This is a genomic window from Enterobacter sp. HG048 (assembly GCF_024702055.1).
GTDB lineage: Bacteria > Pseudomonadota > Gammaproteobacteria > Enterobacterales > Enterobacteriaceae > Enterobacter > Enterobacter dykesii.
Genome location: NZ_JANLIZ010000008.1, coordinates 68031 through 92325, shown reverse-complemented (window position 1 = coordinate 92325; position 24295 = coordinate 68031). Strand labels below are relative to the sequence as shown.

At 53.6% G+C, this 24295-nt stretch carries 23 protein-coding genes and 2 tRNA genes; 18 read left to right on the top strand and 7 right to left on the bottom strand.

The genetic code is table 11. The annotated features are described in order from the left end of the window. The first annotated feature begins 40 nt into the window (after positions 1–40). Positions 41–1300 carry a UDP-N-acetylglucosamine 1-carboxyvinyltransferase gene (gene murA, locus NUX24_RS11720; protein ID WP_023309349.1) on the top strand — a complete coding sequence of 420 codons (1260 nt, stop codon included), beginning with the start codon at positions 41–43 and terminating at the stop codon, positions 1298–1300. Between the two features lie 60 nt (positions 1301–1360). On the opposite strand, the gene sfsB is transcribed toward murA, so the two are convergent. Then, complete coding sequence (gene sfsB, locus NUX24_RS11715) at positions 1361–1648, bottom strand: DNA-binding transcriptional regulator SfsB (protein WP_047650931.1); 288 nt, start codon at positions 1646–1648, stop codon at positions 1361–1363. Positions 1649–1877: 229 nt separating this feature from the next. After that, the gene (ispB, locus tag NUX24_RS11710) at positions 1878–2849 is read right to left on the bottom strand and encodes an octaprenyl diphosphate synthase (protein ID WP_024906360.1); all 972 of its coding nucleotides are present in this window, start codon (positions 2847–2849) and stop codon (positions 1878–1880) included. A gap of 257 nt (positions 2850–3106) precedes the next feature. Here ispB and rplU point away from each other — a divergent pair, with 257 nt between their 5' ends. The 4 genes from rplU (at position 3107) to cgtA (ending at position 5948) form a co-directional block, all read left to right on the top strand. Continuing rightward, complete coding sequence (gene rplU / locus NUX24_RS11705; RefSeq protein ID WP_003025032.1) at positions 3107–3418, top strand: 50S ribosomal protein L21; 312 nt, start codon at positions 3107–3109, stop codon at positions 3416–3418. 19 nt (positions 3419–3437) lie between these two features. Continuing rightward, positions 3438–3695: a 50S ribosomal protein L27 gene (rpmA, locus tag NUX24_RS11700; protein WP_004385076.1), complete on the top strand. Its 258-nt coding sequence runs from the start codon at positions 3438–3440 to the stop codon at positions 3693–3695. A 96-nt stretch (positions 3696–3791) separates the two neighbouring features. Continuing rightward, positions 3792–4757, top strand: a complete 966-nt coding sequence (locus NUX24_RS11695; RefSeq protein WP_023309346.1) for a DMT family transporter — start codon at positions 3792–3794, stop codon at positions 4755–4757. Positions 4758–4772: 15 nt separating this feature from the next. Next, a complete protein-coding gene (gene cgtA / locus NUX24_RS11690) occupies positions 4773–5948 on the top strand; it encodes an Obg family GTPase CgtA (protein ID WP_045403536.1) in 1176 nt (391 codons plus the stop codon). Positions 5949–5982: 34 nt separating this feature from the next. On the opposite strand, the gene pmrB is transcribed toward cgtA, so the two are convergent. From pmrB to dacB, 3 genes are read right to left on the bottom strand one after another with little or no spacing between them, the layout of a single operon-like run. Then, positions 5983–7026, bottom strand: a complete 1044-nt coding sequence (gene pmrB / locus NUX24_RS11685; protein WP_257831657.1) for a two-component system sensor histidine kinase PmrB — start codon at positions 7024–7026, stop codon at positions 5983–5985. Then, positions 7023–7685: a two-component system response regulator PmrA gene (gene pmrA, locus NUX24_RS11680; protein ID WP_126329195.1), complete on the bottom strand. Its 663-nt coding sequence runs from the start codon at positions 7683–7685 to the stop codon at positions 7023–7025. The genes pmrB and pmrA overlap by 4 nt, the downstream gene beginning before the upstream one ends. Before the next feature lie 2 nt (positions 7686–7687). Beyond that, positions 7688–9121, bottom strand: coding sequence for a serine-type D-Ala-D-Ala carboxypeptidase (gene dacB, locus NUX24_RS11675; protein ID WP_032659718.1), 1434 nt, complete (start codon positions 9119–9121; stop codon positions 7688–7690). 228 nt (positions 9122–9349) lie between these two features. On the opposite strand from dacB, the gene greA reads away from it, so the two are divergent. Next, positions 9350–9826, top strand: coding sequence for a transcription elongation factor GreA (greA, locus tag NUX24_RS11670; protein WP_014171793.1), 477 nt, complete (start codon positions 9350–9352; stop codon positions 9824–9826). Between the two features lie 151 nt (positions 9827–9977). On the opposite strand, the gene yhbY is transcribed toward greA, so the two are convergent. Beyond that, on the bottom strand, positions 9978–10271 hold the full coding sequence (yhbY, locus tag NUX24_RS11665) for a ribosome assembly RNA-binding protein YhbY (protein ID WP_003861814.1): 294 nt from the start codon (positions 10269–10271) through the stop codon (positions 9978–9980). Between the two features lie 127 nt (positions 10272–10398). Between yhbY and rlmE the strand changes: the two genes are divergently transcribed. From rlmE to NUX24_RS11635, 6 genes are all read left to right on the top strand, one after another. After that, on the top strand, positions 10399–11025 hold the full coding sequence (rlmE, locus tag NUX24_RS11660; protein WP_003861812.1) for a 23S rRNA (uridine(2552)-2'-O)-methyltransferase RlmE: 627 nt from the start codon (positions 10399–10401) through the stop codon (positions 11023–11025). Positions 11026–11127: 102 nt separating this feature from the next. Then, positions 11128–13062, top strand: a complete 1935-nt coding sequence (gene ftsH / locus NUX24_RS11655; RefSeq protein ID WP_010436002.1) for an ATP-dependent zinc metalloprotease FtsH — start codon at positions 11128–11130, stop codon at positions 13060–13062. 98 nt (positions 13063–13160) lie between these two features. Beyond that, positions 13161–14009 (top strand): dihydropteroate synthase, encoded by an 849-nt coding sequence (gene folP / locus NUX24_RS11650; RefSeq protein ID WP_257831652.1) that lies wholly within the window; start codon positions 13161–13163, stop codon positions 14007–14009. Continuing rightward, positions 14002–15339 carry a phosphoglucosamine mutase gene (glmM, locus tag NUX24_RS11645; protein ID WP_023309339.1) on the top strand — a complete coding sequence of 446 codons (1338 nt, stop codon included), beginning with the start codon at positions 14002–14004 and terminating at the stop codon, positions 15337–15339. The genes folP and glmM overlap by 8 nt, the downstream gene beginning before the upstream one ends. Before the next feature lie 223 nt (positions 15340–15562). After that, the gene (gene secG, locus NUX24_RS11640) at positions 15563–15895 is read left to right on the top strand and encodes a preprotein translocase subunit SecG (protein ID WP_023333590.1); all 333 of its coding nucleotides are present in this window, start codon (positions 15563–15565) and stop codon (positions 15893–15895) included. 9 nt (positions 15896–15904) lie between these two features. Continuing rightward, a tRNA-Leu gene (locus NUX24_RS11635) sits at positions 15905–15991 on the top strand. Between the two features lie 153 nt (positions 15992–16144). On the opposite strand, the gene argG is transcribed toward NUX24_RS11635, so the two are convergent. Then, the gene (gene argG, locus NUX24_RS11630) at positions 16145–17491 is read right to left on the bottom strand and encodes an argininosuccinate synthase (RefSeq protein WP_023309336.1); all 1347 of its coding nucleotides are present in this window, start codon (positions 17489–17491) and stop codon (positions 16145–16147) included. Positions 17492–17778: 287 nt separating this feature from the next. Here argG and NUX24_RS11625 point away from each other — a divergent pair. The 6 genes from NUX24_RS11625 to truB all read left to right on the top strand — a co-directional run bounded on the left by NUX24_RS11625 (position 17779) and on the right by truB (position 24202). Continuing rightward, positions 17779–17855, top strand: a tRNA-Met gene (locus tag NUX24_RS11625). A 207-nt stretch (positions 17856–18062) separates the two neighbouring features. Then, on the top strand, positions 18063–18515 hold the full coding sequence (gene rimP, locus NUX24_RS11620) for a ribosome maturation factor RimP (protein WP_014833432.1): 453 nt from the start codon (positions 18063–18065) through the stop codon (positions 18513–18515). Between the two features lie 28 nt (positions 18516–18543). Further along, entirely contained in the window at positions 18544–20046 is a 1503-nt protein-coding gene (nusA, locus tag NUX24_RS11615) for a transcription termination factor NusA (RefSeq protein ID WP_029739628.1), read from the top strand. A 24-nt stretch (positions 20047–20070) separates the two neighbouring features. After that, on the top strand, positions 20071–22758 hold the full coding sequence (gene infB / locus NUX24_RS11610) for a translation initiation factor IF-2 (protein WP_047650922.1): 2688 nt from the start codon (positions 20071–20073) through the stop codon (positions 22756–22758). Positions 22759–22847: 89 nt separating this feature from the next. After that, a complete protein-coding gene (rbfA, locus tag NUX24_RS11605; RefSeq protein WP_003024988.1) occupies positions 22848–23252 on the top strand; it encodes a 30S ribosome-binding factor RbfA in 405 nt (134 codons plus the stop codon). After that, positions 23252–24202, top strand: a complete 951-nt coding sequence (gene truB / locus NUX24_RS11600; RefSeq protein ID WP_126329200.1) for a tRNA pseudouridine(55) synthase TruB — start codon at positions 23252–23254, stop codon at positions 24200–24202. The genes rbfA and truB overlap by 1 nt, the downstream gene beginning before the upstream one ends. Positions 24203–24295 lie beyond the last annotated feature (93 nt).

Below are 24295 nucleotides of genomic sequence, written 5' to 3'. Positions count from 1 at the left end.
ACAGGCCCGCAGCACGGTTGATTTTATAAGAGAACACACAATGGATAAATTTCGTGTACAGGGGCCAACGCGTCTCCAGGGCGAAGTCACAATTTCTGGCGCTAAAAACGCCGCGCTGCCAATCCTCTTTGCTGCGCTGCTGGCTGAAGAGCCGGTAGAAATTCAGAACGTACCGAAGCTGAAAGATATCGACACCACCATGAAGCTGCTCACCCAGTTGGGCACGAAAGTTGAGCGTAACGGTTCCGTCTGGATCGACGCCAGCAAGGTGAACAACTTTTCAGCCCCTTACGATCTGGTGAAAACCATGCGTGCATCCATCTGGGCGCTTGGCCCGCTGGTGGCGCGTTTTGGTCAGGGTCAGGTCTCTCTGCCGGGCGGCTGCGCCATCGGTGCGCGTCCGGTTGACCTGCACATCTTTGGTCTGGAGAAGCTGGGCGCAGAGATTAAGCTCGAAGAAGGTTACGTTAAAGCGTCCGTCAATGGTCGTCTGAAAGGCGCGCACATCGTCATGGACAAAGTGAGCGTGGGCGCAACGGTGACCATTATGTCTGCGGCGACGCTGGCAGAAGGTACCACCATCATCGAAAACGCCGCGCGCGAACCGGAGATTGTGGATACCGCCAACTTCCTCGTGGCGCTGGGGGCGAAGATTTCCGGTCAGGGTACCGACCGTATCACCATCGAAGGCGTTGAGCGTCTGGGCGGCGGTGTCTATCGCGTTCTGCCTGACCGTATCGAAACCGGTACCTTCCTGGTCGCTGCGGCGATTTCTGGCGGGAAGATTGTTTGTCGCAACGCGCAGCCAGATACCCTGGATGCGGTGCTGGCGAAACTGCGCGATGCGGGTGCGGATATCGAAATCGGAGAAGACTGGATCAGCCTCGATATGCACGGTCAGCGTCCAAAAGCGGTCAATGTGCGTACGGCGCCGCATCCGGCGTTCCCTACGGACATGCAGGCGCAGTTCACCCTGTTGAACCTGGTTGCCGAAGGCACTGGCTTCATCACCGAAACCATTTTCGAGAACCGCTTTATGCACGTACCGGAACTTATCCGTATGGGCGCGCATGCTGAGATCGAAAGTAATACCGTGATTTGCCACGGCGTTGAGAAACTCTCAGGTGCTCAGGTGATGGCAACCGATCTGCGTGCGTCTGCAAGCCTGGTGCTGGCGGGTTGTATTGCGGAAGGCACGACGATCGTGGATCGTATCTATCACATCGATCGTGGCTATGAGCGTATCGAAGATAAACTGCGCGCGCTGGGTGCCAACATTGAGCGTGTGAAGGGCGAGTAATCGTTCCGGCAGCCCCCTGCCAGCAATGACCGGGGGGTTGCTGTTCCTGTCAAAAAAGCGTTATTCCTGTGGTTCTCTTTTTGCCTTTCTCTGGCGAATCATGCGCGATCTGTCGATAAATTCATGGGTAATGGGGTCGTGGTAGCGCGAAGGCCAAATCACCCACGGATGCGTATCCAGCGCCGTCGCGATGATTAATTCTCCCTTGGGCCAGGGGCGAGTGAGGGCGTTTGCCAGAGTTGAAGAACTTAGTCCATGGCGGCGGGACTCTGCTGCCAGTGAAGTGCCTCTTTTGTGCAGTGCGGCAATAATATCAGCCGTGTGCCAGTCGATAAATTTCGTATCCATAACGCCGTCCTTAAGTTTGGATTCACCTACGCCGTTTTTTCTGAAACGACGCGGTTACTATACTCATTTCAACTTTTTGTTCTAAAAAGTTCGCGTTACTTGATGGGATATTCAGAATAAGACACGGCTTTATTCATGCGGTCTCTAAACCGATGAATTTACATGAACACGGAATTTACAGGAGTGTACTGGAATCTCCCCGCTATCGCTGCGGGGAGAAACAAGGTGATTAACGGTCGCGCTGTACGGCGATATGGGCAAGACCAATCAGTGCCTCGCGCCACGGACTGTCTGGAATGACCTGAAGCGCTTCGATGGCTTTGTCGGCTTCTTCTTCCGCGCGCTGACGCGTCCATTCCAGCGATCCGCAGATAGCCATAGTTTCCAGTACAGGTTCCAGAAGATGGCGGCCATTTCCCTGCTCAATCGCTTCACGGATCATTTTCGCCTGGTCAGCTGTTCCGTTGCGCATAGCATGAAGCAGCGGCAGGGTTGGTTTACCTTCGTTCAGGTCATCGCCCACGTTTTTACCGAGCGTCTCGCCGTCCGCACTGTAGTCCAGCAAATCATCAATCAGCTGGAAGGCCGTACCCAGATAGCGGCCATAGTCCTGCAGGCCTTTTTCCTGTGCTTCGGTACAGTCAGCCAGAATGCCGGAACACTGGGCAGCCGCTTCAAACAGGCGCGCCGTTTTGCTGTAGATGACGCGCATGTAGTTTTCTTCGGTGATATCAGGGTCGTTGACGTTCATCAGCTGCAGCACTTCGCCTTCAGCAATGACGTTTACGGCTTCGGACATCACTTCCAGCACTTTCAGGGAACCCAGGCTGGTCATCATCTGGAAGGCGCGGGTATAGATAAAATCCCCCACCAGGACGCTGGCTGCGTTTCCGAAAGCGGCGTTTGCCGTGGCTTTGCCACGACGCATATCCGATTCATCCACAACATCGTCATGCAGAAGCGTCGCCGTGTGAATAAATTCGATGAGCGCTGCGATAGTGATGTGAGCATTTCCCTGATAGCCAACGGCTCTGGCAGCCAGAATGGCAATCATCGGACGAATGCGTTTACCGCCGCCGCTGACGATGTAATAGCCCAACTGATTGATCAGCTGAACGTCAGAGTTGAGTTGCTCCAGGATTGCTGCATTCACACCCGCCATATCTTGCGCGGTTAACTCGTTGATTTTTTCTAAATTCATCGCAAAAGCCGGGCTTTTTATCCTGTTGATCCCATCTTCAATGGGGTAACGAAGGGTTTCGGTTTATCAATAGTAGTGCTGATTGTACTGAAAAAACGGCTCAGATAAACGTTACCGTACGTGTTGTGTTTTTTTTCTTCATGTATTGACGGTAGCACTTGTCAAAGGCTCGCGTTTTGCGTAATATTCGCGCCCTATTGTGAATATTTATAGCGCACTCTGATTCATACGAGGACGTGCGCGGAAGCGGAGTTTATATGTACGCGGTTTTCCAAAGTGGTGGTAAACAACACCGAGTAAGCGAAGGTCAGACCGTTCGCCTGGAAAAGCTGGACATCGCAACTGGCGAATCTGTTGAGTTCGCAGAAGTTCTGATGATCGCAAACGGTGAAGAAGTCAAAATCGGCGTTCCTTTCGTTGATGGCGGCGTTATCAAAGCTGAAGTTGTTGCACACGGTCGTGGCGAGAAAGTTAAAATCGTTAAGTTTCGTCGTCGTAAGCACTACCGTAAGCAGCAGGGCCACCGTCAGTGGTTCACTGATGTGAAAATTACTGGCATCAGCGCCTAAGACCTGAGGAGAGATTTAAATGGCACATAAAAAGGCTGGCGGCTCCACACGTAACGGTCGCGATTCAGAAGCTAAACGCCTTGGCGTTAAGCGTTTCGGTGGCGAATCCGTTCTGGCGGGTAGCATCATCGTTCGTCAACGTGGTACCAAATTCCACGCTGGCAACAACGTAGGTTGCGGTCGTGACCACACTCTGTTTGCTAAAGCAGACGGTAAAGTGAAATTTGAAGTTAAAGGCCCGAACAACCGTAAATACATCAGCATCGTTGCTGAGTAAGGTTTTCTCGGTCCGGTAACGGATTAAAGCCCCGCAACCTGTTGCGGGGCTTTTTACATTGGAAACCCGGTAATTTTTTCTGTAGGGAAAACGGGCATGAAGCAGCAGGCCGGCATTGGTATTCTTTTGGCGCTCACTACCGCAATGTGTTGGGGTGCGCTGCCAATTGCAATGAAGCAGGTACTGGAAGTGATGGAGCCGCCTACGGTGGTCTTTTATCGCTTTCTGATGGCAAGCATCGGCCTCGGGGCCATTCTGGCTATCAAAGGTAAGCTTCCACCCTTGCGGCTCTTCCGCAAACCGCGCTGGCTGGTATTACTGGCTATCGCGACGGGCGGTCTGTTCGGTAACTTCATCCTGTTCAGCTCTTCCCTGCAATATCTCAGCCCCACGGCGTCGCAGGTGATAGGTCAGCTTTCACCTGTGGGCATGATGGTCGCCAGCGTCTTTATCCTCAAGGAGAAGATGCGCGGCACGCAGATTATCGGGGCGAGCATGCTGCTGTGCGGTCTGGTGATGTTCTTCAATACCAGTCTGATAGAGATTTTTACCCGCCTGACGGATTACACATGGGGTGTAATTTTTGGTGTGGGGGCGGCAACGGTCTGGGTGAGCTATGGCGTCGCGCAAAAGGTGTTATTGCGTCGTCTTGCCTCACAGCAGATCCTCTTTTTGCTGTACACTTTGTGTACAATAGCATTGCTGCCATTAGCAAAGCCGGGTGTGATTTCCCAGCTTAGCGACTGGCAACTGGCGTGCCTCATTTTTTGTGGGCTGAACACGCTGGTCGGTTATGGCGCGCTGGCCGAAGCGATGGCGCGCTGGCAGGCGGCACAGGTGAGCGCGTTAATTACGCTTACTCCGCTGTTTACGCTGTTATTTTCAGATTTGTTATCAATGGCCTGGCCCGATGTCTTCGTCAGACCGATGCTCAACCTGTTGGGTTATCTCGGTGCGTTTGTCGTGGTTGCGGGCGCGATGTATTCCGCCATTGGTCATCGTCTTTGGGGACGTTGGCGCAAAAATGAAGCGGTTGTAGTAGTCCCCCGCTCAGGCGAATGAGTTACGGAGAGTAAAATGAAGTTTGTTGATGAAGCGACGATCCTGGTCGTGGCTGGTGATGGCGGCAATGGTTGCGTAAGCTTCCGCCGTGAAAAGTATATCCCACGTGGCGGTCCTGACGGCGGTGACGGCGGGGATGGTGGTGACGTGTGGCTGGAGGCGGATGAGAACCTCAACACGCTGATCGACTACCGTTTCGAGAAATCCTTCCGCGCTGAACGTGGCCAGAACGGCCAGAGCCGTGACTGTACCGGGAAACGCGGTAAAGATGTCACTATTAAAGTTCCGGTCGGTACGCGTGTGATTGACCAGGGAACCGGTGAAACCATGGGTGACATGACCAAACACGGTCAGCGCCTGATGGTGGCTAAAGGCGGCTGGCACGGTCTGGGTAACAGCCGTTTCAAATCCTCCGTTAACCGTACTCCGCGTCAGAAAACGATGGGTACGCCGGGTGATAAGCGCGATCTGCAGCTGGAGCTGATGCTTCTGGCAGACGTGGGCATGCTGGGTATGCCAAACGCCGGTAAATCGACGTTCATTCGAGCAGTCTCTGCGGCGAAACCAAAAGTGGCAGACTATCCGTTTACCACGCTGGTACCAAGCCTGGGCGTTGTCCGTATGGATAACGAAAAGAGCTTTGTGGTTGCCGATATTCCGGGACTGATTGAAGGCGCTGCGGAAGGCGCGGGTCTGGGTATTCGCTTCCTGAAACACCTTGAGCGTTGCCGCGTGCTGCTGCATCTTATCGATATCGATCCTATCGATGGTTCCGATCCGGTTGAAAACGCCCGTATCATCATCGGTGAGCTGGAAAAATACAGCGAAAAACTGGCGAATAAACCACGCTGGCTGGTCTTCAACAAGATCGACCTGATGGACAAAGCCGAAGCGGAAGCGAAAGCCAAAGCGATTGCTGAAGCGATGGGTTGGGAAGATAAATACTACCTGATCTCTGCGGCAAGCCAGGTTGGCGTGAAAGATCTGTGCTGGGATGTGATGACCTTCATCATCGAGAACCCAATCGTGCAGGCGGAAGAAGCGAAACAGCCTGAAAAAGTCGAATTCATGTGGGATGACTACCACCGCCAGCAGCTCGAAGAGCTGGAAGCGGAAGACGATGATGAAGACTGGGACGATGACTGGGATGAAGACGACGAAGAAGGCGTCGAGTTCATCTACAAGCACTAATATCTGCCCGAAGCCCCCATTATGGGGGCTTTTTTTATTCCAGCGTTGCGGGTAGCCAGCAGCTGGCGATCAAACCACTTTCAGCGCCGTTCTCAAGCGTCAGCCTGCCGTGGTGGAGCTGCACAATGCGCTGCACGATACTCAGGCCCAGACCGCTGCCACCGTAGCGCTGGTCAAGACGGCGGAATGGCTCGGTAATTGACTGTCGGTGCGCGTCATCAATACCGGGCCCCTGATCGATCACGCTGATCTGCGTCCCCCCGTCGACCCCGGTTAATGTCACTGTGATCGTTGTCCCTGCCGGGCTGTAGCGCCCGGCATTCTCCAGCAGGTTGCGCAGCATCAGACGCAGGAGCACGGCGTCTCCCTGAACCGTGAGCGCGCTTTTAGCGGGCCAAATCACCTTATGCTCTTTGGCTTCATGGCCCAGGCCGAGAGGTTCAATGATATTTTCCGTCCAGCTCACGGTTTCGTAGCGTCCGCTGGCCATTGCCTGTCCGGCACGGGCCAGCATCAGCAGCTGCTCAACGGTATGCATGAGCTGATCGATACGGCTAATTAACGTCGCGGCCTGTGGTGCGCCTGACTGGGCCATAAGCTCCAGATGGAGCCGGATACCGGCAAGGGGCGTTCGGAGCTCGTGTGCGGCGTCAGCGGTGAAGAGACGCTCCTGCTGAATGGTATTGTCCAGCCGGGCGAGCAGCTGGTTCAGGGAGGTTGTCACCGCGCCTATTTCTTCCATGTCGGAATACATGGGAAGCGGTGTTAAGTTATCCGCCGAACGGTTAGCAAGGCTGTCACGCAGTTTATTCAGCGGTCGGGTTATCCAGCTGACTGCCCAGAAAGAGAAAAACAGCGTAAAGCCTACCATCACCAGAGAAGGGACGAGAAGGGAAGCAATCGCTTCGCGGATCTCTTTCTCGACATGGTTATTGCGGGATTTTGCCGACAGCGTTTCATTCACCAGAAAACCAATCTGCTCACGGCTTTCATGCCACAGCCAGATGACGCTTATCAGCTGGAAAAATAAGAGAATAACTGCCAGCAGCACCATCAAACGCCGACGCATGCTGTTCATTTCTGGCTCTCAAGGCGATAGCCAACGCCACGGACGGTTTTGATTCTGTCCTTGCCGAGCTTGCGACGCAGGTTGTGAATGTGAACTTCAAGGGTATTTGACCCCGGGTCGTCCTGCCAGGAGTAGATATCCTGCTGGAGCGTCTCTCTGTGCACCGTTTGCCCGCTGCGCATGATTAGACGCGTAAGCAGGGCGAACTCTTTTGGCGTCACCTCTACCGCCTGATCCCGGCGCAGTACCTGCTGGGTTTGCAGATTCAGCGTAATATCGCCGTCGGTCAGTAAGTTATCACTATGGCCCTGATAGCGGCGAATCAACGCCCGCACTCGCGCCTGCAGTTCCGCAAGTGCAAAAGGTTTCACCAGGTAATCATCTGCGCCTGCATCGAGGCCGGTGATGCGATCCTCAATGGCATCGCGTGCCGTCAGGATCAACACCGGGTTGGCAATACCGCGGCGTCGCCACTGGCTGAGCAGCGTGGCGCCGTCTTTATCAGGCAAGCCCAAATCGAGGATCACCAGGCTGTATTCGCCGCTCTGGATCAGGGCGTCCGCCTCCGCGGCGGTGCAGGCACAGTCGAGGGCATACCCTTCATTGGCCAGCCCCAGCGCCAGCCCTTCCTGCAATAACTGATCGTCTTCAACTATGAGTAGTTTCATCGCTAGTTATTCTGGTAGATGTCCTTATAAAGCCTGCTTTCGAAGCGAACCAGAGGAATACGACGATTGCGCTGGTCGGTCGGTTCGACGGCATAGCCGGAAAGATACTGCACGAATGCCATGCGTTGTCCGCTGGCGGTAGTGATAAAGCCTGCAAGATTGTAAACCCCCTGCAGCGAGCCTGTCTTAGCGGATACCTTGCCATCCACGCCGGCAGCGTGAAGCCCGGCGCGATACTGCAGCGAACCGTCATGCCCGGCCAGAGGCAGCATTGAAATAAAGTTTAGCTCAGTGTCATGCTGTGCAATGTACTGAAGCACCTGCATCATCGTGGCCGGTGAGATCAAATTATGACGCGATAATCCGGAGCCATCGACGGCGATGGTATTGCCCAGCTCGATCCCGGCCTGCTGGCGCAGGATCTGACGAACGGCGTCTGAACCCGCGCGCCAGGTTCCCGGCACCCCGAAACGCGCGTGGCCAATCATGCGGAACACGGTGTCGGCAATCATGTTGTCCGACTTTTTCAGCATGATTCGCAGTAAATCGTGCAGCGGCGGAGACTGTTTGCTGGCGATGACCGTGCCGGGCTGATTAACCTGCGTCTGGCGAAGCAGCGTGCCGGTGTATGTTATGCCCGCTTGTTTCAGCTCATCTTTCAGAATGGCACCCGCATAGCTTGCACCATCCTGTATCGCAAAGGCCAGCGGCAGCGGATCGGCGCGCTGCGTCAGGCAGCCGGTAAGCGTGAAGCGGTTAAGATCGCCTGGCACGACGTCAAGCTCACAATATTGCGCATCCGGGGAGCCTTTCGCCAGCGTGCGAACCTGGCTAAACATGGTGACCGGGTAGTAGGACGCTATGCGGATAAACGCTAAATCATCTGGCTTTGGCGCGCTGTAAAGCGAAACCGAGAAGCAGTTACGGTCAACAATCGCGGCGGCGGGCGGGGCGCTAAAACATTGGGTCATGTCGTTCCACGGCCAGCCTGGGGCTTTATCGTGGCTGGCAAAAATGGACGTGTCGATCAGCACATTGCCATCAATTTTCTGCACGCCAGATTTTTTCAGTACCGCAACCATATTGCGGATATCCTGGCGCTTAAAGGTCGGATCGCCGCCAAAACGGGCGATAAGATCGCCTTTCAGTTCGCCACCCTCGACGTTACCTTTGGTCTCGAGTGTGGTCGTAAAACGGAAGTCAGGACCGAGCTGGAGCAGGGCGGCGAGGGCAGTAATCACCTTTTGGGTACTGGCAGGCAGCGCCATCTGTTGACTGTGATAGTCAATCTCGGGAGCCTGTGCGCCAACCTTCTGCACCATCAGGGCAAGGTTCGCGCCTGCGGGGAGCTGATTAATGTACTCATCAACATTCGCGGCCTGGGCGGTGAACGTTATACTGGTAGTCAATCCGATGATAAATCTGGAAAATCGCATAATCTCGCGCTAACAACCCGAAAACAAACCGTCATACTACGGTGCATGGCACTGCAAAGTAAACGATGACCCATAGTGAACTTCGCGGTAAAATGCATATCAAATTGAAAAATTGCTGCTGACCTGGGGCATTGCTCCCGGGTCGGTTTTCTTTTTGCTTCTTGCCCGCTTAGGTGGGCAGGAGCAGGGAACACTGCTCCCAACAGGAATGTTTAAGAGGTATAACAAATGCAAGCTATTCCGATGACCTTACGTGGTGCCGAAAAACTGCGCGAAGAGCTGGATTTCCTGAAATCCGTGCGTCGCCCTGAAATCATCGCCGCTATCGCGGATGCGCGCGAGCATGGCGACCTGAAAGAGAACGCTGAATACCACGCCGCGCGTGAGCAGCAGGGCTTCTGTGAAGGGCGTATTAAAGATATCGAGGCAAAACTGTCCAATGCACAGGTTATCGATATCACCAAAATGCCTAACAACGGGCGTGTGATCTTTGGTTCTACCGTGACCGTGCTGAACCTGGACAACGATGAAGAGCAGACCTATCGCATCGTCGGTGATGATGAAGCAGACTTCAAACAGAACCTGATTTCAGTGAACTCCCCGATTGCTCGCGGCCTGATTGGCAAAGAGCAGGACGATGTTGTCACCATTCGCACCCCTGGCGGTGAAGTGGAATACGAAATTATTAAGGTTGAATACCTGTAATTCGCTTCTCTACTAAGATGTTGATACATTGTAAAGAAAAGAAAAAGGCCGCATAGCGGCCTTTTATCAACTCAAGGAGCATGGCATTTTGCTCGCCTGCTGACAGAAATCCCTCGTTTCACACAGAAAATGTGTTTAATTCAGGATATCCTTAGCGTGGCAGCGAGATTTTACGCTCTTTAGATGGGCGGTAGAGCACCAGCGTTTTACCGATGACCTGTACATTACAGGCGCCGGTTTCGCGCACGATGGCTTCCACGATCAGGTTTTTAGTGTCTCTGTCTTCAGAGGCGATTTTCACCTTGATCAGCTCGTGGTGTTCCAGCGCTTGTTCAATCTCGGCAAGCACCCCTTCGGTCAAACCATTGTTGCCAAGCATCACTACAGGCTTGAGCGGATGTGCCAGACCTTTCAGGTGCTGTTTTTGTTTAGTACTCAGATTCATCGTATATTTTTGCTTACGTTGGGATTGAAAACGGTTCATTCTACCGCCATCTCCCTTATATCGCCAAATAGCTGCGTAGAAATTTACGTCACAGGCAGGTAACGATGAACCAGGACGGAAATGTTAAATGACAGGTAAAAAGCGTTCTGCCAGCTCCAGCCGCTGGCTTCAGGAACACTTTAGCGATAAATATGTTCAACAGGCACAGAAAAAGGGGTTGCGTTCCCGTGCCTGGTTTAAACTTGATGAAATACAGCAAAGTGACAAACTTTTTAAGCCGGGGATGACGGTTGTTGACCTCGGTGCGGCACCTGGCGGATGGTCCCAGTATGCGGTAACGCAGATCGGCGGAACGGGCCGAATCATTGCGTGCGATCTTTTACCAATGGATCCCATCGTCGGTGTCGACTTCCTTCAGGGCGACTTTCGTGATGAATTAGTGCTGAAAGCGTTACTTGATCGTGTAGGTGACAGTAAGGTCCAGGTTGTCATGTCAGATATGGCACCAAATATGTGCGGAACACCGGCGGTGGATATCCCCCGCGCCATGTATCTGGTGGAGCTAGCGTTAGAAATGTGTCGTGATGTACTAGCGCCTGGTGGTAGTTTTGTTGTGAAGGTGTTTCAGGGCGAAGGTTTCGAGGAGTATCTTAAGGAAATTCGCTCCCTGTTTGCGAAGGTCAAAGTTCGTAAGCCGGACTCTTCCCGGGCCCGTTCCCGAGAAGTGTATATTGTAGCGACCGGGCGAAAATGATAACCGGTAGATTTCAGGCGAAAGTTTGAATGAAACTGGATATAGAGTATCCTGACGCTGTTTTTAACACAGTTGTAATATGAGGTTAATCCCTTGAGTGACATGGCGAAAAACCTAATACTCTGGCTGGTCATTGCCGTTGTGCTGATGTCAGTATTCCAGAGCTTTGGGCCCAGCGAGTCGAATGGCCGCAAGGTGGATTATTCTACCTTCCTGCAGGAGGTCAATCAGGACCAGGTTCGCGAAGCGCGTATCAACGGACGTGAGATCAACGTTACCAAGAAAGATAGTAACCGTTACACGACTTACATCCCGGTGAATGATCCTAAGCTGCTTGATAACCTTCTGACCAAAAACGTCAAGGTAGTTGGCGAGCCGCCAGAAGAACCAAGCCTGCTGGCTTCTATCTTCATTTCCTGGTTCCCGATGCTGCTTCTTATTGGCGTCTGGATCTTCTTTATGCGCCAGATGCAGGGCGGCGGTGGCAAAGGTGCCATGTCGTTCGGTAAGAGCAAGGCGCGTATGCTGACGGAAGACCAGATCAAGACCACCTTCGCTGACGTCGCCGGTTGTGACGAAGCGAAAGAAGAGGTAGGTGAACTGGTTGAATACCTGCGTGAACCGAGCCGTTTCCAGAAACTGGGCGGTAAGATCCCGAAAGGCGTGCTGATGGTTGGCCCTCCGGGTACCGGTAAAACCCTGCTGGCGAAAGCCATTGCGGGTGAAGCGAAGGTGCCGTTCTTTACTATTTCAGGTTCTGACTTCGTTGAAATGTTCGTGGGTGTCGGTGCATCTCGTGTGCGTGACATGTTTGAGCAGGCCAAGAAGGCAGCACCGTGCATTATCTTCATCGATGAAATCGACGCCGTAGGCCGCCAGCGTGGCGCAGGTCTGGGCGGTGGTCACGATGAACGTGAACAGACGCTGAACCAGATGCTGGTTGAGATGGACGGCTTCGAAGGTAACGAAGGTATCATCGTTATCGCGGCGACTAACCGTCCGGACGTACTTGACCCTGCGCTGCTGCGTCCAGGCCGTTTCGACCGTCAGGTTGTTGTGGGTCTGCCGGACGTTCGCGGTCGTGAACAGATTCTGAAAGTTCACATGCGTCGCGTACCGCTGGCGCCAGATATCGATGCGGCAATCATTGCGCGCGGTACTCCTGGCTTCTCCGGTGCGGACCTGGCGAACCTGGTCAACGAAGCTGCTCTGTTTGCCGCTCGCGGTAACAAGCGCGTCGTATCTATGGTGGAGTTTGAGAAAGCGAAAGACAAAATCATGATGGGTGCGGAACGTCGCTCCATGGTGATGACGGAAGCGCAGAAAGAGTCCACGGCATACCACGAAGCGGGTCACGCGATTATCGGTCGCCTCGTGCCGGAACACGATCCGGTGCATAAAGTGACGATTATTCCGCGCGGTCGTGCGCTGGGTGTGACTTTCTTCCTGCCTGAAGGCGACGCGATCAGCGCCAGCCGTCAGAAGCTGGAAAGCCAGATTTCGACCCTGTACGGCGGTCGTCTGGCAGAAGAGATTATCTACGGTGTGGAACATGTTTCTACCGGTGCGTCCAACGACATTAAAGTTGCGACAAACCTGGCGCGTAACATGGTGACGCAGTGGGGCTTCTCCGACAAACTCGGTCCGCTGCTGTATGCAGAAGAAGAGGGTGAAGTATTCCTGGGCCGTTCTGTGGCTAAAGCGAAACATATGTCCGATGAGACGGCACGTATCATCGACCAGGAAGTAAAATCTCTGGTAGAGCGTAACTACGCACGTGCACGCCAAATCCTGAACGACAATATGGACATCCTGCATTCGATGAAAGATGCGCTCATGAAATATGAGACCATCGATGCACCGCAGATTGACGACCTGATGGCGCGCCGCGAAGTACGTCCGCCGGCAGGCTGGGAAGACCCAGGTGCTTCCAATAATTCTGACAACAATGGCACCCCGCGTGCGCCGCGTCCGGTTGATGAACCGCGTACGCCAAATCCGGGCAACACCATGTCAGAACAGTTGGGCGATAAGTAAGCCACTGCTGTTGAAGCGTTTGTCTGTACCTCAAACCCTGGAGCTTGCTCCGGGGTTTTTCATTTCTGTTTAACGATATAGATACCAGGGATTTCGCCATGAAATTATTCGCTCAGGACTCGCATCTCGATCTTTCACATCCCCATGTGATGGGGATCCTGAATGTTACCCCTGACTCTTTCTCTGACGGCGGCACGCATAACACGCTTATCGAGGCGGTTAAGCACGCGAATTTAATGATTAATGCGGGTGCCACCATTATTGACGTGGGCGGCGAATCGACGCGTCCTGGTGCGGCGGACGTGTCTGTGGAAGAAGAGCTGGCGCGCGTGGTGCCGGTGGTTGAAGCTATCGCGCAGCGGTTTGAAGTGTGGATCTCCGTTGATACCTCTAAACCCGAAGTGATTCGTGAAGTGGCGAGAGTGGGCGCTCACATTATCAATGATATTCGCTCGCTCACTGAGCCTGGCGCCCTTAAAGCCGCGGCAGAGACGGGATTACCGGTATGCCTGATGCACATGCAGGGTCAACCAAAAACCATGCAGGAAGCACCGAGGTATGACGATGTCTTTGCCGACGTGAATCGCTTCTTTATTGAGCATATTGCACGCTGTGAACGTGCAGGTATCCCAAAAGAGAAATTGCTGCTCGACCCGGGGTTCGGTTTCGGTAAAAATCTCTCCCACAATTATGCGTTGCTTGCGCGCCTGTCGGAATTCCATCATTTTGGCCTGCCGTTACTGGTGGGGATGTCGAGAAAGTCGATGATTGGGCAGTTGCTTAACGTGGGGCCGAGCGAACGCCTGAGCGGCAGCCTGGCCTGCGCAGTGATTGCGGCGATGCAGGGTGCGCACATTATTCGTGTCCATGACGTCAAAGAAACAGTAGAAGCCATGCGTGTGGTGGAAGCCACACTGGCAGCGAAGGAAAACAAACGCTATGAGTAATCGTAAGTATTTTGGTACCGATGGTATCCGTGGGCGTGTAGGCGATGCTCCCATCACCCCTGATTTTGTCCTGAAGCTCGGCTGGGCTGCTGGCAAAGTGCTGGCGCGTCATGGTTCCCGTAAGATCATTATCGGTAAAGATACCCGTATTTCCGGCTATATGCTGGAGTCCGCGCTGGAAGCGGGTCTGGCGGCGGCTGGACTGTCCGCGTCCTTTACGGGCCCGATGCCGACACCTGCAGTCGCGTATCTGACGCGTACCTTCCGTGCGGAAGCGGGGATTGTCATTTCAGCTTCTCACAACCCGTTCTACGACAACGGCATTAAATTCTTCTCCATTGACGGCACCAAGCTCCCGGATGACGTGGAAGAAGCTATTGAAGCCGAAATGGAAAAAGAGATCACCTGTGTCGATTCCGCAGAGCTGGGTAAAGCGAACCGTATCGTTGATGCAGCGGGCCGTTATATCGAATTCTGTAAAGGTACCTTCCCGAATGAGCTGAGCCTGGCTCACCTCAAAATTGTGGTGGACTGTGCAAACGGCGCGACCTATCACATCGCCCCGAATGTCTTCCGCGAACTGGGTGCGAAAGTCATCACTATTGGCTGCGAGCCGGATGGTCTGAACATTAACGAGCAGGTGGGGGCAACTGACGTTCGTGCCCTGCAGGCGCGTGTTCTGGCAGAGAAAGCCGACCTGGGTATTGCGCTGGACGGCGACGGTGACCGCGTGATCATGGTCGACCACGAAGGTAACAAGGTCGACGGCGATCAAATCCTCTACATCATCGCGCGTGAAGGACTGCGTCAGGGTCAGCTGCGCGGCGGTGCGGTGGGCACGCTGATGAGTAACATGGGCCTGGAACTGGCGCTGAAACAGCTCGGTATTCCGTTTGTCCGCGCGAAAGTGGGTGACCGCTATGTGCTGGAAAAACTGCAGGAGAAGGGCTGGCGCATCGGCGCAGAAAACTCGGGTCACGTGATCCTGCTTGATAAAACCACCACCGGTGACGGTATCGTGGCCGCGCTGCAGGTGGTTGCCGCAATGGCGCGCAACCATATGAGCCTGCACGATCTGTGCAGCGGCATGAAAATGTTCCCACAGATTCTGGTCAACGTACGTTTCACTGCCGGCAAAGGCGATCCGCTGGAAAACGAGAACGTCAAAGCGGTGATGGCTGACGTTGAAGCGGCCCTGGGCAATCGTGGACGCGTGCTGCTGCGTAAATCCGGTACCGAACCGCTGATCCGCGTGATGGTGGAAGGTGAAGATGAAGCGCAGGTTACCGAATTTGCACACCGTATTGCGGATGCTGTAAAAGCTGCATAATCGTGCACGCTAAATGTATAAAAAGGCGGCTTTTGTCGCCTTTGTTTTAAGCAATTAATGGCTTTTTGCTGTTTTTTTCCGCAGTTGATACAATGCGTCAAAAATGCCCTTGCGAAGGTCATTCGCTTTGGTTAGTATTCACACCCGCTTCAGTGGGAAACAAAAATCCTGCTAATTGGTCGAAGCATTGGTATGCGGCAAATCCGCAAGGAACAGGTTGATTATGTACGAAGCTCTTTTAGTTATTTTCCTTATTGTAGCCATCGCTCTCGTAGCGCTGATCATGCTGCAGCAAGGTAAAGGCGCTGATATGGGAGCCTCCTTCGGAGCAGGCGCTTCCGGTACGCTGTTCGGTTCAAGTGGTTCTGCGAACTTCATGACCCGCACAACGGCGATTCTGGCTACGCTGTTCTTCATCATCAGCCTTGTGCTTGGCAATATCAACAGCAACAAGACCAGCAAAGGAAGCGAGTGGGAAAATCTGAGCGCGCCAGCGAAAACTGAGCAGACTCAGCCAGCTGCACCGGCTAAGCCGACCAGCGATATCCCGCACTAAGTATTCTGTACCGAGGTGGTGGAATTGGTAGACACGCTACCTTGAGGTGGTAGTGCCCTAACGGGCTTGTGGGTTCGAGTCCCATCCTCGGTACCAATATTCCAGAAGAAAGACGTCGAAAGACGTCTTTTTTTTCGTTTGTAGATTGTGTGTGGCGGGCAAAGTGGTGGGTCGCGTTGTGCTTATCGGCCCGACATAAGCCCACAAAAAAGGCGTCCATCGGACGCCTTTTGCATTTTATACTCGCGGTTACTTCTTATCGCTGTGTTCCAGGTTTTCAACCTGCGGCAGGCCGTTACCTGAATTGGCTGACAGCAAACCGTTCTCAACATAGTTGAACAGCTTCTCGCGGGTATCGGTGATGTCCAGATTACGCATGGTCAGCTGACCAATACGATCGTCCGGTGAGAACACGGATTCACCTTTCTCCATGGTCAGACGTTCTGCTTTATAGGTCAGGTTGTCAGACACGGTGTTCAGGATGGAGTAGTCGTTACCGCGACGCAGTTCCAGCGTTACTTCACCGGTGATCGCGCTTGCCACCCAACGCTGCAGCGCATCGCGCAGCATCAGCGCCTGTGGATCGAACCAGCGACCCTGATACAGCAGTTTACCCAGCTGACGGCCATGAGAGTGATACTGCTCGATGGTATCTTCGTTGTGAATGCCGGTCAGCAGACGCTCGTAAGCGATGTGCAGCAGCGCCATTCCCGGGGCTTCATAGATGCCACGGCTTTTCGCTTCGATAATACGGTTTTCAATCTGATCGCTCATACCCAGACCGTGACGACCGCCAATACGGTTCGCTTCCAGCATCAGCTCAACATCATCAGAGAAGGTTTTACCGTTCAGCGCAACCGGATGGCCGCGTTCGAAACGTACGGTCACTTCTTCAGCCTGGATTTTGACGTTCTCGTCCCAGAACTTCACGCCCATGATCGGGTTAACGATCTTCACGCTGGAGTTCAGGAATTCCAGGTCTTTCGCTTCGTGCGTCGCACCCAGCATGTTGGAGTCGGTGGAGTAGGCTTTCTCGACTGACATCTTATAGTCGAAACCGCAGGCAATCATGAATTCGGACATTTCATGACGGCCACCCAGCTCGTCGATGAAGTCGGTATCCAGCCACGGTTTGTAAATCTGTAGTTCGGCGTTGGTCAGCAGGCCATAACGATAGAAACGTTCAATATCGTTACCTTTATAGGTGCTACCGTCACCCCATATGTTAACGCCGTCTTCTTTCATCGCCGCAACCAGCATGGTGCCGGTGACCGCACGGCCCAGCGGGGTGGTGTTGAAATAGGTCAGGCCGCCGGTAGTGTTATGGAACGCACCGCACTGAATAGCCGCGATACCTTCAGCGACCAGTTGCTTACGGCAGTCAATCAGGCGCGCGTTCTCTGCACCATACTCTTTAGCGCGACGAGGAATGGCATCGTAGTCGTCCTCATCCGGCTGGCCCAGGTTCGCAGTATAGGCGTACGGAACCGCTCCCTTCTGGCGCATCCACAGCAGTGCAGCGCTGGTATCCAGGCCGCCTGAGAAAGCGATGCCAATACGTTGTCCTACCGGAAGATGCTTGAGAATCGTCGTCATAGAATAAAACCCTGCTTGATTGACTGATTAGAGACCGCTTTCGCTCTCTTGTGCATTTTTATGCAAAATAAGTGAGTATTCATTTAATCATCTTTTGGCGAAGACCGGAAGAGAGTCGTGCGTTTTTTGTAAAAATTTTGGTCTAATCGATCTGGCGGAAGTCGCCTTGACAGGTGGGGTCAACTATCAATATACTAAACGCCGATTTTACGTCCCGTCTTCGGTACCAAATCCCAGCATTATTTGCAAATTCTGTCCAAAACGCGTAGAATTTGCCACGTTTCAGGCGCGGGGTGGAGCAGCCTGGTAGCTCGTCGGGCTCATAACCCGAAGGTCGTCGGTTCAAATCCGGCCCCCGCAACCACTTTCCCATAAAGTTCTTTTTCAAATATACTGTGAAGACTTAGAGCCTTCGTAGCTGGATTTGAAAAAATTCTTTCGGAAAGTGCTCCAGGCCACAGTTGTGGCTATAGGGTTCAGTTATCTAAAGCCCCGATTTATCGGGGTTTTTTGTTATCTGACTACAGAATAACTGGGCTTTACGCCCTTTTTTTATGTCTTGGGGGTGGGCTTGTCCACATTAGAGCAAAAATTAACAGAGATGATTACTGCACCGGTCGAAGCACTGGGCTACGAACTGGTCGGCATCGAATTCGTTCGCGGCCGTACATCGACGCTGCGCATCTATATTGATAGTGAAGATGGCATCAATGTTGATGATTGTGCTGATGTCAGCCACCAGGTGAGTGCGGTTCTTGATGTTGAAGACCCGATTACCGTTGCGTACAACCTGGAAGTTTCCTCACCTGGCCTCGATCGCCCGATGTTCACGGCCGAGCACTATGTGCGCTTTACCGGTGAAGAAGTGGCTCTCGTTCTGCGTATGGCCGTACAGAACCGCCGTAAATGGCAGGGAATTATCAAAGCCGTTGATGGTGAAATGATCACGGTGACAGTCGAAGGCAAAGATGAAGTGTTCGCGCTGAGTAATATCCAGAAGGCGAACCTGGTTCCCCACTTTTAACAGTCTGGATTGAGGTGAAAAGCCCGCGATGAACAAAGAAATTTTGGCTGTTGTTGAAGCCGTCTCCAACGAGAAATCACTGCCGCGTGAGAAGATTTTCGAAGCGCTGGAAAGTGCCCTGGCTACAGCAACCAAGAAAAAATACGAACAAGAGATCGATGTTCGCGTAGAAATCGATCGTAAAAGCGGTGACTTCGATACATTCCGTCGTTGGGTAATCGTTGAAGAAGTGACCCAGCCGACCAAAGAGATCACGCTGGAAGCCGCCCGTTTTGAAGACGAAAGTCTGAACGTGGGCGAGTACGTTGAAGATCAGATTGAATCTGTCACCTTCGACCGTATCACGACCCAGACCGCTAAACAGGTTATCGTGCAGAAAGTGCGCGAAGCCGAGCGCGCGCTGGTTGTCGATCAGTTCCGCGATCAGGAAGGCGAAATCATCACCGGCGTGGTGAAGAAAGTGAACCGCGACAACATCTCCCTGGAGATCAAATCCGAAGGGTTACCGGGTAACGCTGAAGCCGTGATCCTGCGTGAAGATATGCTGCCGCGTGAAAACTTCCGCCCAGGCGACCGTATTCGCGGTGTTCTGTACGCCGTTCGCCCTGAAGCGCGTGGTGCACAGCTGTTCGTGACCCGTTCTAAACCAGAAATGCTGGTAGAACTGTTCCGTATCGAAGTGCCGGAAATCGGTGAAGAAGTTATCGAGATTAAAGCGGCGGCTCGCGATCCGGGCTCCCGTGCGAAAATTGCGGTGAAAACCAACGACAAGCGTATCGACCCGGTCGGTGCTTGCGTCGGTATGCGCGGTGCGCGCGTTCAGGCAGTTTCTACTGAGCTGGGCGGCGAACGTATTGATATCGTTCTGTGGGATGACAACCCGGCGCAGTTCGTGATCAACGCAATGGCCCCAGCTGATGTGGCGTCTATCGTTGTTGACGAAGACAAACACACCATGGATATCGCTGTTGAAGCGGGCAACCTGGCGCAGGCAATCGGCCGTAACGGTCAGAACGTACGCCTGGCGTCACAGCTGAGCGGCTGGGAACTCAACGTAATGACCGTTGATGACCTGCAGGCTAAGCATCAGGCTGAAGCCCATGCGGCGATCGATACCTTCACTAAATACCTGGATATTGACGAAGACTTCGCCACTGTTCTGGTTGAAGAAGGTTTCTCTACGCTGGAAGAACTGGCCTATGTGCCAATGAAAGAGCTGCTGGAAATTGACGGTCTGGATGAACCAACCGTTGAAGCCCTGCGTGAACGCGCTAAAAACGCACTGACCACCCTGGCACTGGCTCAGGAAGAAAGCCTTGGCGACAAAAAGCCGGCTGATGACCTGCTGAATCTGGAAGGTCTTGATCGTGCGATTGCGTTCAAGCTGGCTGCCCGTGGTGTTTGTACGCTGGAAGATCTCGCTGAGCAAGGCGTTGATGACCTGGCTGATATCGAAGGTTTAACCGACGAGAAAGCCGGCGAGCTCATCATGGCCGCACGTAATATTTGCTGGTTCGGCGACGAAGCGTAATAAACTGTAGCAGGAAGGAACAGCATGACTGATGTAACTGTAAAATCGCTGGCTGCTGAGATTCAGACCTCCGTGGACCGCCTGGTACAGCAATTTGCTGATGCAGGGATCCCGAAGTCCGCTGATGACTCGGTGACCGCGCAAGAAAAACAAACCTTGTTAACGCACCTGAACCGTGAACACGGTTCTACGCCTGACAAGTTAACGCTGCAGCGCAAAACGCGTAGCACGTTAAACATCCCTGGTACCGGTGGCAAAAGCAAATCGGTCCAAATTGAAGTCCGCAAGACGCGCACCTTTGTAAAACGTGATCCGCAAGAGGCAGAACGCCTTGCTGCGGAAGAGCAGGCACAGCGTGAAGCGGAAGAACAAGCTCAGCGTGAGGCGGAAGCAGCCGCCAAACGTGAAGCAGAATTAAAAGCTGAACGTGAGGCCGCAGAAAAAGCGAAACGCGACGCAAGTGATAAAGTGAAGCGTGACGCTGCGGAAAAAGACAAAGTGAGCAATCAACAGACAGACGAAATGACCAAAACCGCCCAGGCTGAAAAAGCCCGCCGTGAAAATGAAGCTGCCGAGCTGAAGCGTAAAGCGGAAGAAGAAGCCCGCCGTAAGCTGGAAGAAGAAGCTCGCCGCGTCGCCGAAGAAGCGCGCCGTATGGCAGAAGAAAACGAGAAGAATGGTGTGAATACCGTTGAGCCGACTGAAGACACCAGCGACTATCACGTGACCACTTCTCAGCATGCGCGTCAGGCTGAAGATGATAACGACCGTGAAGTTGAAGGCGGTCGTGGCCGTGGCCGTAATGCAAAAGCTGCGCGTCCGGCGAAAAAAGGTAACAAGCACGCTGAATCTAAAGCTGACCGTGAAGAAGCACGCGCTGCTATTCGCGGCGGTAAAGGCGGCAAGCGTAAAGGTTCTGCTCTGCAGCAGGGCTTCCAGAAGCCAGCTCAGGCGGTTAACCGTGACGTCGTGATTGGCGAAACCATTACCGTTGGCGAACTGGCGAACAAGATGGCGGTTAAAGGCTCTCAGGTCATCAAAGCGATGATGAAGCTGGGCGCCATGGCGACCATCAACCAGGTCATTGACCAGGAAACTGCACAGCTGGTTGCGGAAGAGATGGGCCACAAAGTTATCCTGCGTCGTGAAAACGAGCTGGAAGAAGCAGTGATGAGCGACCGTGATACTGGCGCTGCGGCAGAACCACGCGCACCGGTAGTGACCATCATGGGTCACGTTGACCACGGTAAAACCTCTCTGCTTGACTACATTCGTTCTACCAAGGTTGCCTCTGGTGAAGCGGGTGGTATTACCCAGCACATCGGTGCATACCACGTAGAAACTGACAACGGTATGATCACCTTCCTGGATACCCCAGGCCACGCCGCGTTTACCTCAATGCGTGCTCGTGGTGCTCAGGCGACGGATATCGTTGTTCTGGTTGTTGCGGCGGACGACGGCGTCATGCCGCAGACCATCGAAGCTATCCAGCACGCGAAAGCAGCAGGTGTGCCGGTTGTGGTTGCAGTTAACAAGATCGATAAGCCAGAAGCGGATCCCGATCGTGTTAAAAACGAACTTTCCCAGTACGGTATTCTGCCGGAAGAGTGGGGCGGCGAAAGCCAGTTCGTACACGTGTCTGCGAAAGCGGGTACCGGTATCGACGAACTGCTGGACGCGATCCTGCTGCAGGCCGAAGTTCTGGAGCTGAAAGCCATCCGTAACGGTATGGCGAGCGGCGCGGTAATCGAATCCTTCCTGGATAAAGGACGTGGCCCGGTTGCTACCGTTCTGGTTCGTGAAGGTACACTGCATAAAGGCGATATCGTTCTGTGCGGTTTCGAATACGGTCGCGTCCGTGCGATGCGTAACGAACTGGGCCAGGAGGTACTGGAAGCAGGTCCGTCCATTCCAGTTGAAATCCTGGGTCTGTCCGGTGTTCCGGCTGCCGGTGACGAAGTGACCGTTGTGCGTGACGAGAAGAAAGCGCGTGAAGTTGCGCTGTATCGTCAGGGCAAATTCCGTGAGGTTAAACTGGCTCGTCAGCAGAAATCTAAACTCGAGAACATGTTTGCCAACATGACCGAGGGCGAAGTTCACGAAGTGAACATCGTTCTGAAAGCTGACGTTCAGGGTTCTGTGGAAGCGATCTCCGACTCCTTGCTGAAACTGTCTACCGACGAAGTGAAAGTGAAGATCATCGGTTCTGGCGTAGGTGGTATCACCGAAACCGACGCAACCCTGGCTGCTGCCTCCAACGCTATCCTGGTTGGCTTCAACGTTCGTGCGGATGCATCTGCGCGTAAAGTAATTGAAGCCGAAAGCCTGGATCTGCGTTACTACTCCGTCATCTATAACCTGATCGACGAAGTGAAAGCAGCGATGAGCGGCATGCTGTCTCCTGAGCTGAAACAGCAGATCATCGGTCTGGCTGAAGTACGTGACGTGTTCAAATCACCGAAATTCGGTGCTATCGCGGGCTGTATGGTTACCGAAGGTAACATCAAGCGTCACAACCCAATCCGCGTACTGCGTGACAACGTGGTTATCTACGAAGGCGAGCTGGAATCCCTGCGCCGCTTCAAAGATGACGTTAACGAAGTCCGTAACGGCATGGAATGTGGTATCGGCGTGAAGAACTACAACGACGTTCGCGTTGGCGATATGATCGAAGTGTTCGAGATCATCGAAATTCAGCGTACCATCGCTTAATTACCGATTGTAAGCCGGGATCGCCTCGCGCCACCCGGCAATAATTTTAAAAGGGGCTTTTAGCCCCTTTTTTGTCTGGAGAATTTATTATGGCGAAAGAATTTGGTCGCCCTCAGCGCGTAGCGCAGGAAATGCAAAAAGAGATCGCACTCATTCTGCAACGTGAAATTAAAGACCCGCGCGTCGGCATGATGACCACCGTTTCCGGTGTCGAAATGTCCCGCGATTTGGCCTATGCAAAAGTGTTCGTCACCTTCCTGAACGATCAGGACGAAGCGGCAGTGAAAAACGGCATTAAAGCGCTGCAGGAAGCCTCTGGTTTCATCCGCTCCCTGCTTGGCAAAGCGATGCGCCTGCGTATCGTGCCTGAACTGACCTTCTTCTACGACAACTCGCTGGTCGAAGGTATGCGTATGTCCAACCTGGTGACCAGCGTGGTTAAACATGACGACGAGCGTCGTGTTAACCCGGCGGACGACAGCAAGGAGGACTAATGAGTCGTCCTCGTCGTCGCGGTCGCGACGTGCATGGTGTGCTGCTGCTGGATAAACCCCAGGGCGCTTCCAGCAACGACGTGCTGCAAAAAGTTAAGCGTATTTATAACGCCAACCGTGCGGGCCACACCGGCGCGCTCGATCCGCTGGCAACCGGCATGCTGCCGGTCTGCCTGGGAGAGGCGACAAAGTTTTCCCAGTACCTGCTCGACTCCGATAAGCGCTACCGTGTGATCGCTAAGCTGGGTCAGCGCACGGATACCTCCGACGCGGATGGTCAGGTGGTGGAAGAGCGTCCGGTGACGTTCAGCGCGGAACAGCTTGATGCTGCGCTGGAGAGCTTCCGTGGGGACACGATGCAGGTGCCGTCGATGTATTCGGCCCTGAAATATCAGGGAAAAAAACTCTACGAATATGCGCGTCAGGGCATAGAAGTCCCGCGTGAAGCCCGTCCGATAACCGTGTATGAGCTGCTGTTTATTCGCCACGAAGGTGATGAGCTGGAGCTGGAAGTGCACTGTTCGAAAGGGACGTACATTCGCACCATCATCGACGACCTCGGTGAAAAGCTGGGCTGCGGCGCGCATGTGATATACCTGCGCCGCCTGGCGGTGAGCAAGTACCCGGTGGAGCGGATGGTCACCCTGGAATATCTGCGCGAGCTGGTAGAACAGGCGGAAGCGCAGGGGATTGCGCCGGCAGATTTGCTGGATCCTTTGCTGATGCCGATGGACAGTCCGGCAGCGGACTTCCCGGTTGTTAATCTTCCTTTAACATCGTCCGTTTACTTTAAGAACGGCAACCCGGTTCGTACGGCACAAGCGCCGCTGGAAGGGCTGGTACGCGTGACCGAAGGTGACGAAGGGAAATTCATCGGTATGGGCGAAATGGATGGCGAAGGGCGCGTTGCGCCGCGTCGTCTGGTCGTCGAATATCCGGTCGACGCGTGACGGTGATAACGGCTCACCTTGCGATAAGCAGGGGAGACGAGTAGAATATCGCCGCTTAACGCCTGGCAAATTGTTTAACAATCTGCGGGGCGT

Excerpts from the sequence above, each read along its gene's own strand:
- murA (WP_023309349.1), top strand. The coding sequence starts at position 41 with ATGGATAAATTTCGTGTACAGGGGCCAACGCGTCTCCAGGGCGAAGTC.
- sfsB (WP_047650931.1), bottom strand. The coding sequence starts at position 1,648 with ATGGATACGAAATTTATCGACTGGCACACGGCTGATATTATTGCCGCA.
- ispB (WP_024906360.1), bottom strand. The coding sequence starts at position 2,849 with ATGAATTTAGAAAAAATCAACGAGTTAACCGCGCAAGATATGGCGGGT.
- rplU (WP_003025032.1), top strand. The coding sequence starts at position 3,107 with ATGTACGCGGTTTTCCAAAGTGGTGGTAAACAACACCGAGTAAGCGAA.
- rpmA (WP_004385076.1), top strand. The coding sequence starts at position 3,438 with ATGGCACATAAAAAGGCTGGCGGCTCCACACGTAACGGTCGCGATTCA.
- NUX24_RS11695 (WP_023309346.1), top strand. The coding sequence starts at position 3,792 with ATGAAGCAGCAGGCCGGCATTGGTATTCTTTTGGCGCTCACTACCGCA.
- cgtA (WP_045403536.1), top strand. The coding sequence starts at position 4,773 with ATGAAGTTTGTTGATGAAGCGACGATCCTGGTCGTGGCTGGTGATGGC.
- pmrB (WP_257831657.1), bottom strand. The coding sequence starts at position 7,026 with ATGAACAGCATGCGTCGGCGTTTGATGGTGCTGCTGGCAGTTATTCTC.
- pmrA (WP_126329195.1), bottom strand. The coding sequence starts at position 7,685 with ATGAAACTACTCATAGTTGAAGACGATCAGTTATTGCAGGAAGGGCTG.
- dacB (WP_032659718.1), bottom strand. The coding sequence starts at position 9,121 with ATGCGATTTTCCAGATTTATCATCGGATTGACTACCAGTATAACGTTC.
- greA (WP_014171793.1), top strand. The coding sequence starts at position 9,350 with ATGCAAGCTATTCCGATGACCTTACGTGGTGCCGAAAAACTGCGCGAA.
- yhbY (WP_003861814.1), bottom strand. The coding sequence starts at position 10,271 with ATGAATCTGAGTACTAAACAAAAACAGCACCTGAAAGGTCTGGCACAT.
- rlmE (WP_003861812.1), top strand. The coding sequence starts at position 10,399 with ATGACAGGTAAAAAGCGTTCTGCCAGCTCCAGCCGCTGGCTTCAGGAA.
- ftsH (WP_010436002.1), top strand. The coding sequence starts at position 11,128 with ATGGCGAAAAACCTAATACTCTGGCTGGTCATTGCCGTTGTGCTGATG.
- folP (WP_257831652.1), top strand. The coding sequence starts at position 13,161 with ATGAAATTATTCGCTCAGGACTCGCATCTCGATCTTTCACATCCCCAT.
- glmM (WP_023309339.1), top strand. The coding sequence starts at position 14,002 with ATGAGTAATCGTAAGTATTTTGGTACCGATGGTATCCGTGGGCGTGTA.
- secG (WP_023333590.1), top strand. The coding sequence starts at position 15,563 with ATGTACGAAGCTCTTTTAGTTATTTTCCTTATTGTAGCCATCGCTCTC.
- argG (WP_023309336.1), bottom strand. The coding sequence starts at position 17,491 with ATGACGACGATTCTCAAGCATCTTCCGGTAGGACAACGTATTGGCATC.
- nusA (WP_029739628.1), top strand. The coding sequence starts at position 18,544 with ATGAACAAAGAAATTTTGGCTGTTGTTGAAGCCGTCTCCAACGAGAAA.
- infB (WP_047650922.1), top strand. The coding sequence starts at position 20,071 with ATGACTGATGTAACTGTAAAATCGCTGGCTGCTGAGATTCAGACCTCC.
- rbfA (WP_003024988.1), top strand. The coding sequence starts at position 22,848 with ATGGCGAAAGAATTTGGTCGCCCTCAGCGCGTAGCGCAGGAAATGCAA.
- truB (WP_126329200.1), top strand. The coding sequence starts at position 23,252 with ATGAGTCGTCCTCGTCGTCGCGGTCGCGACGTGCATGGTGTGCTGCTG.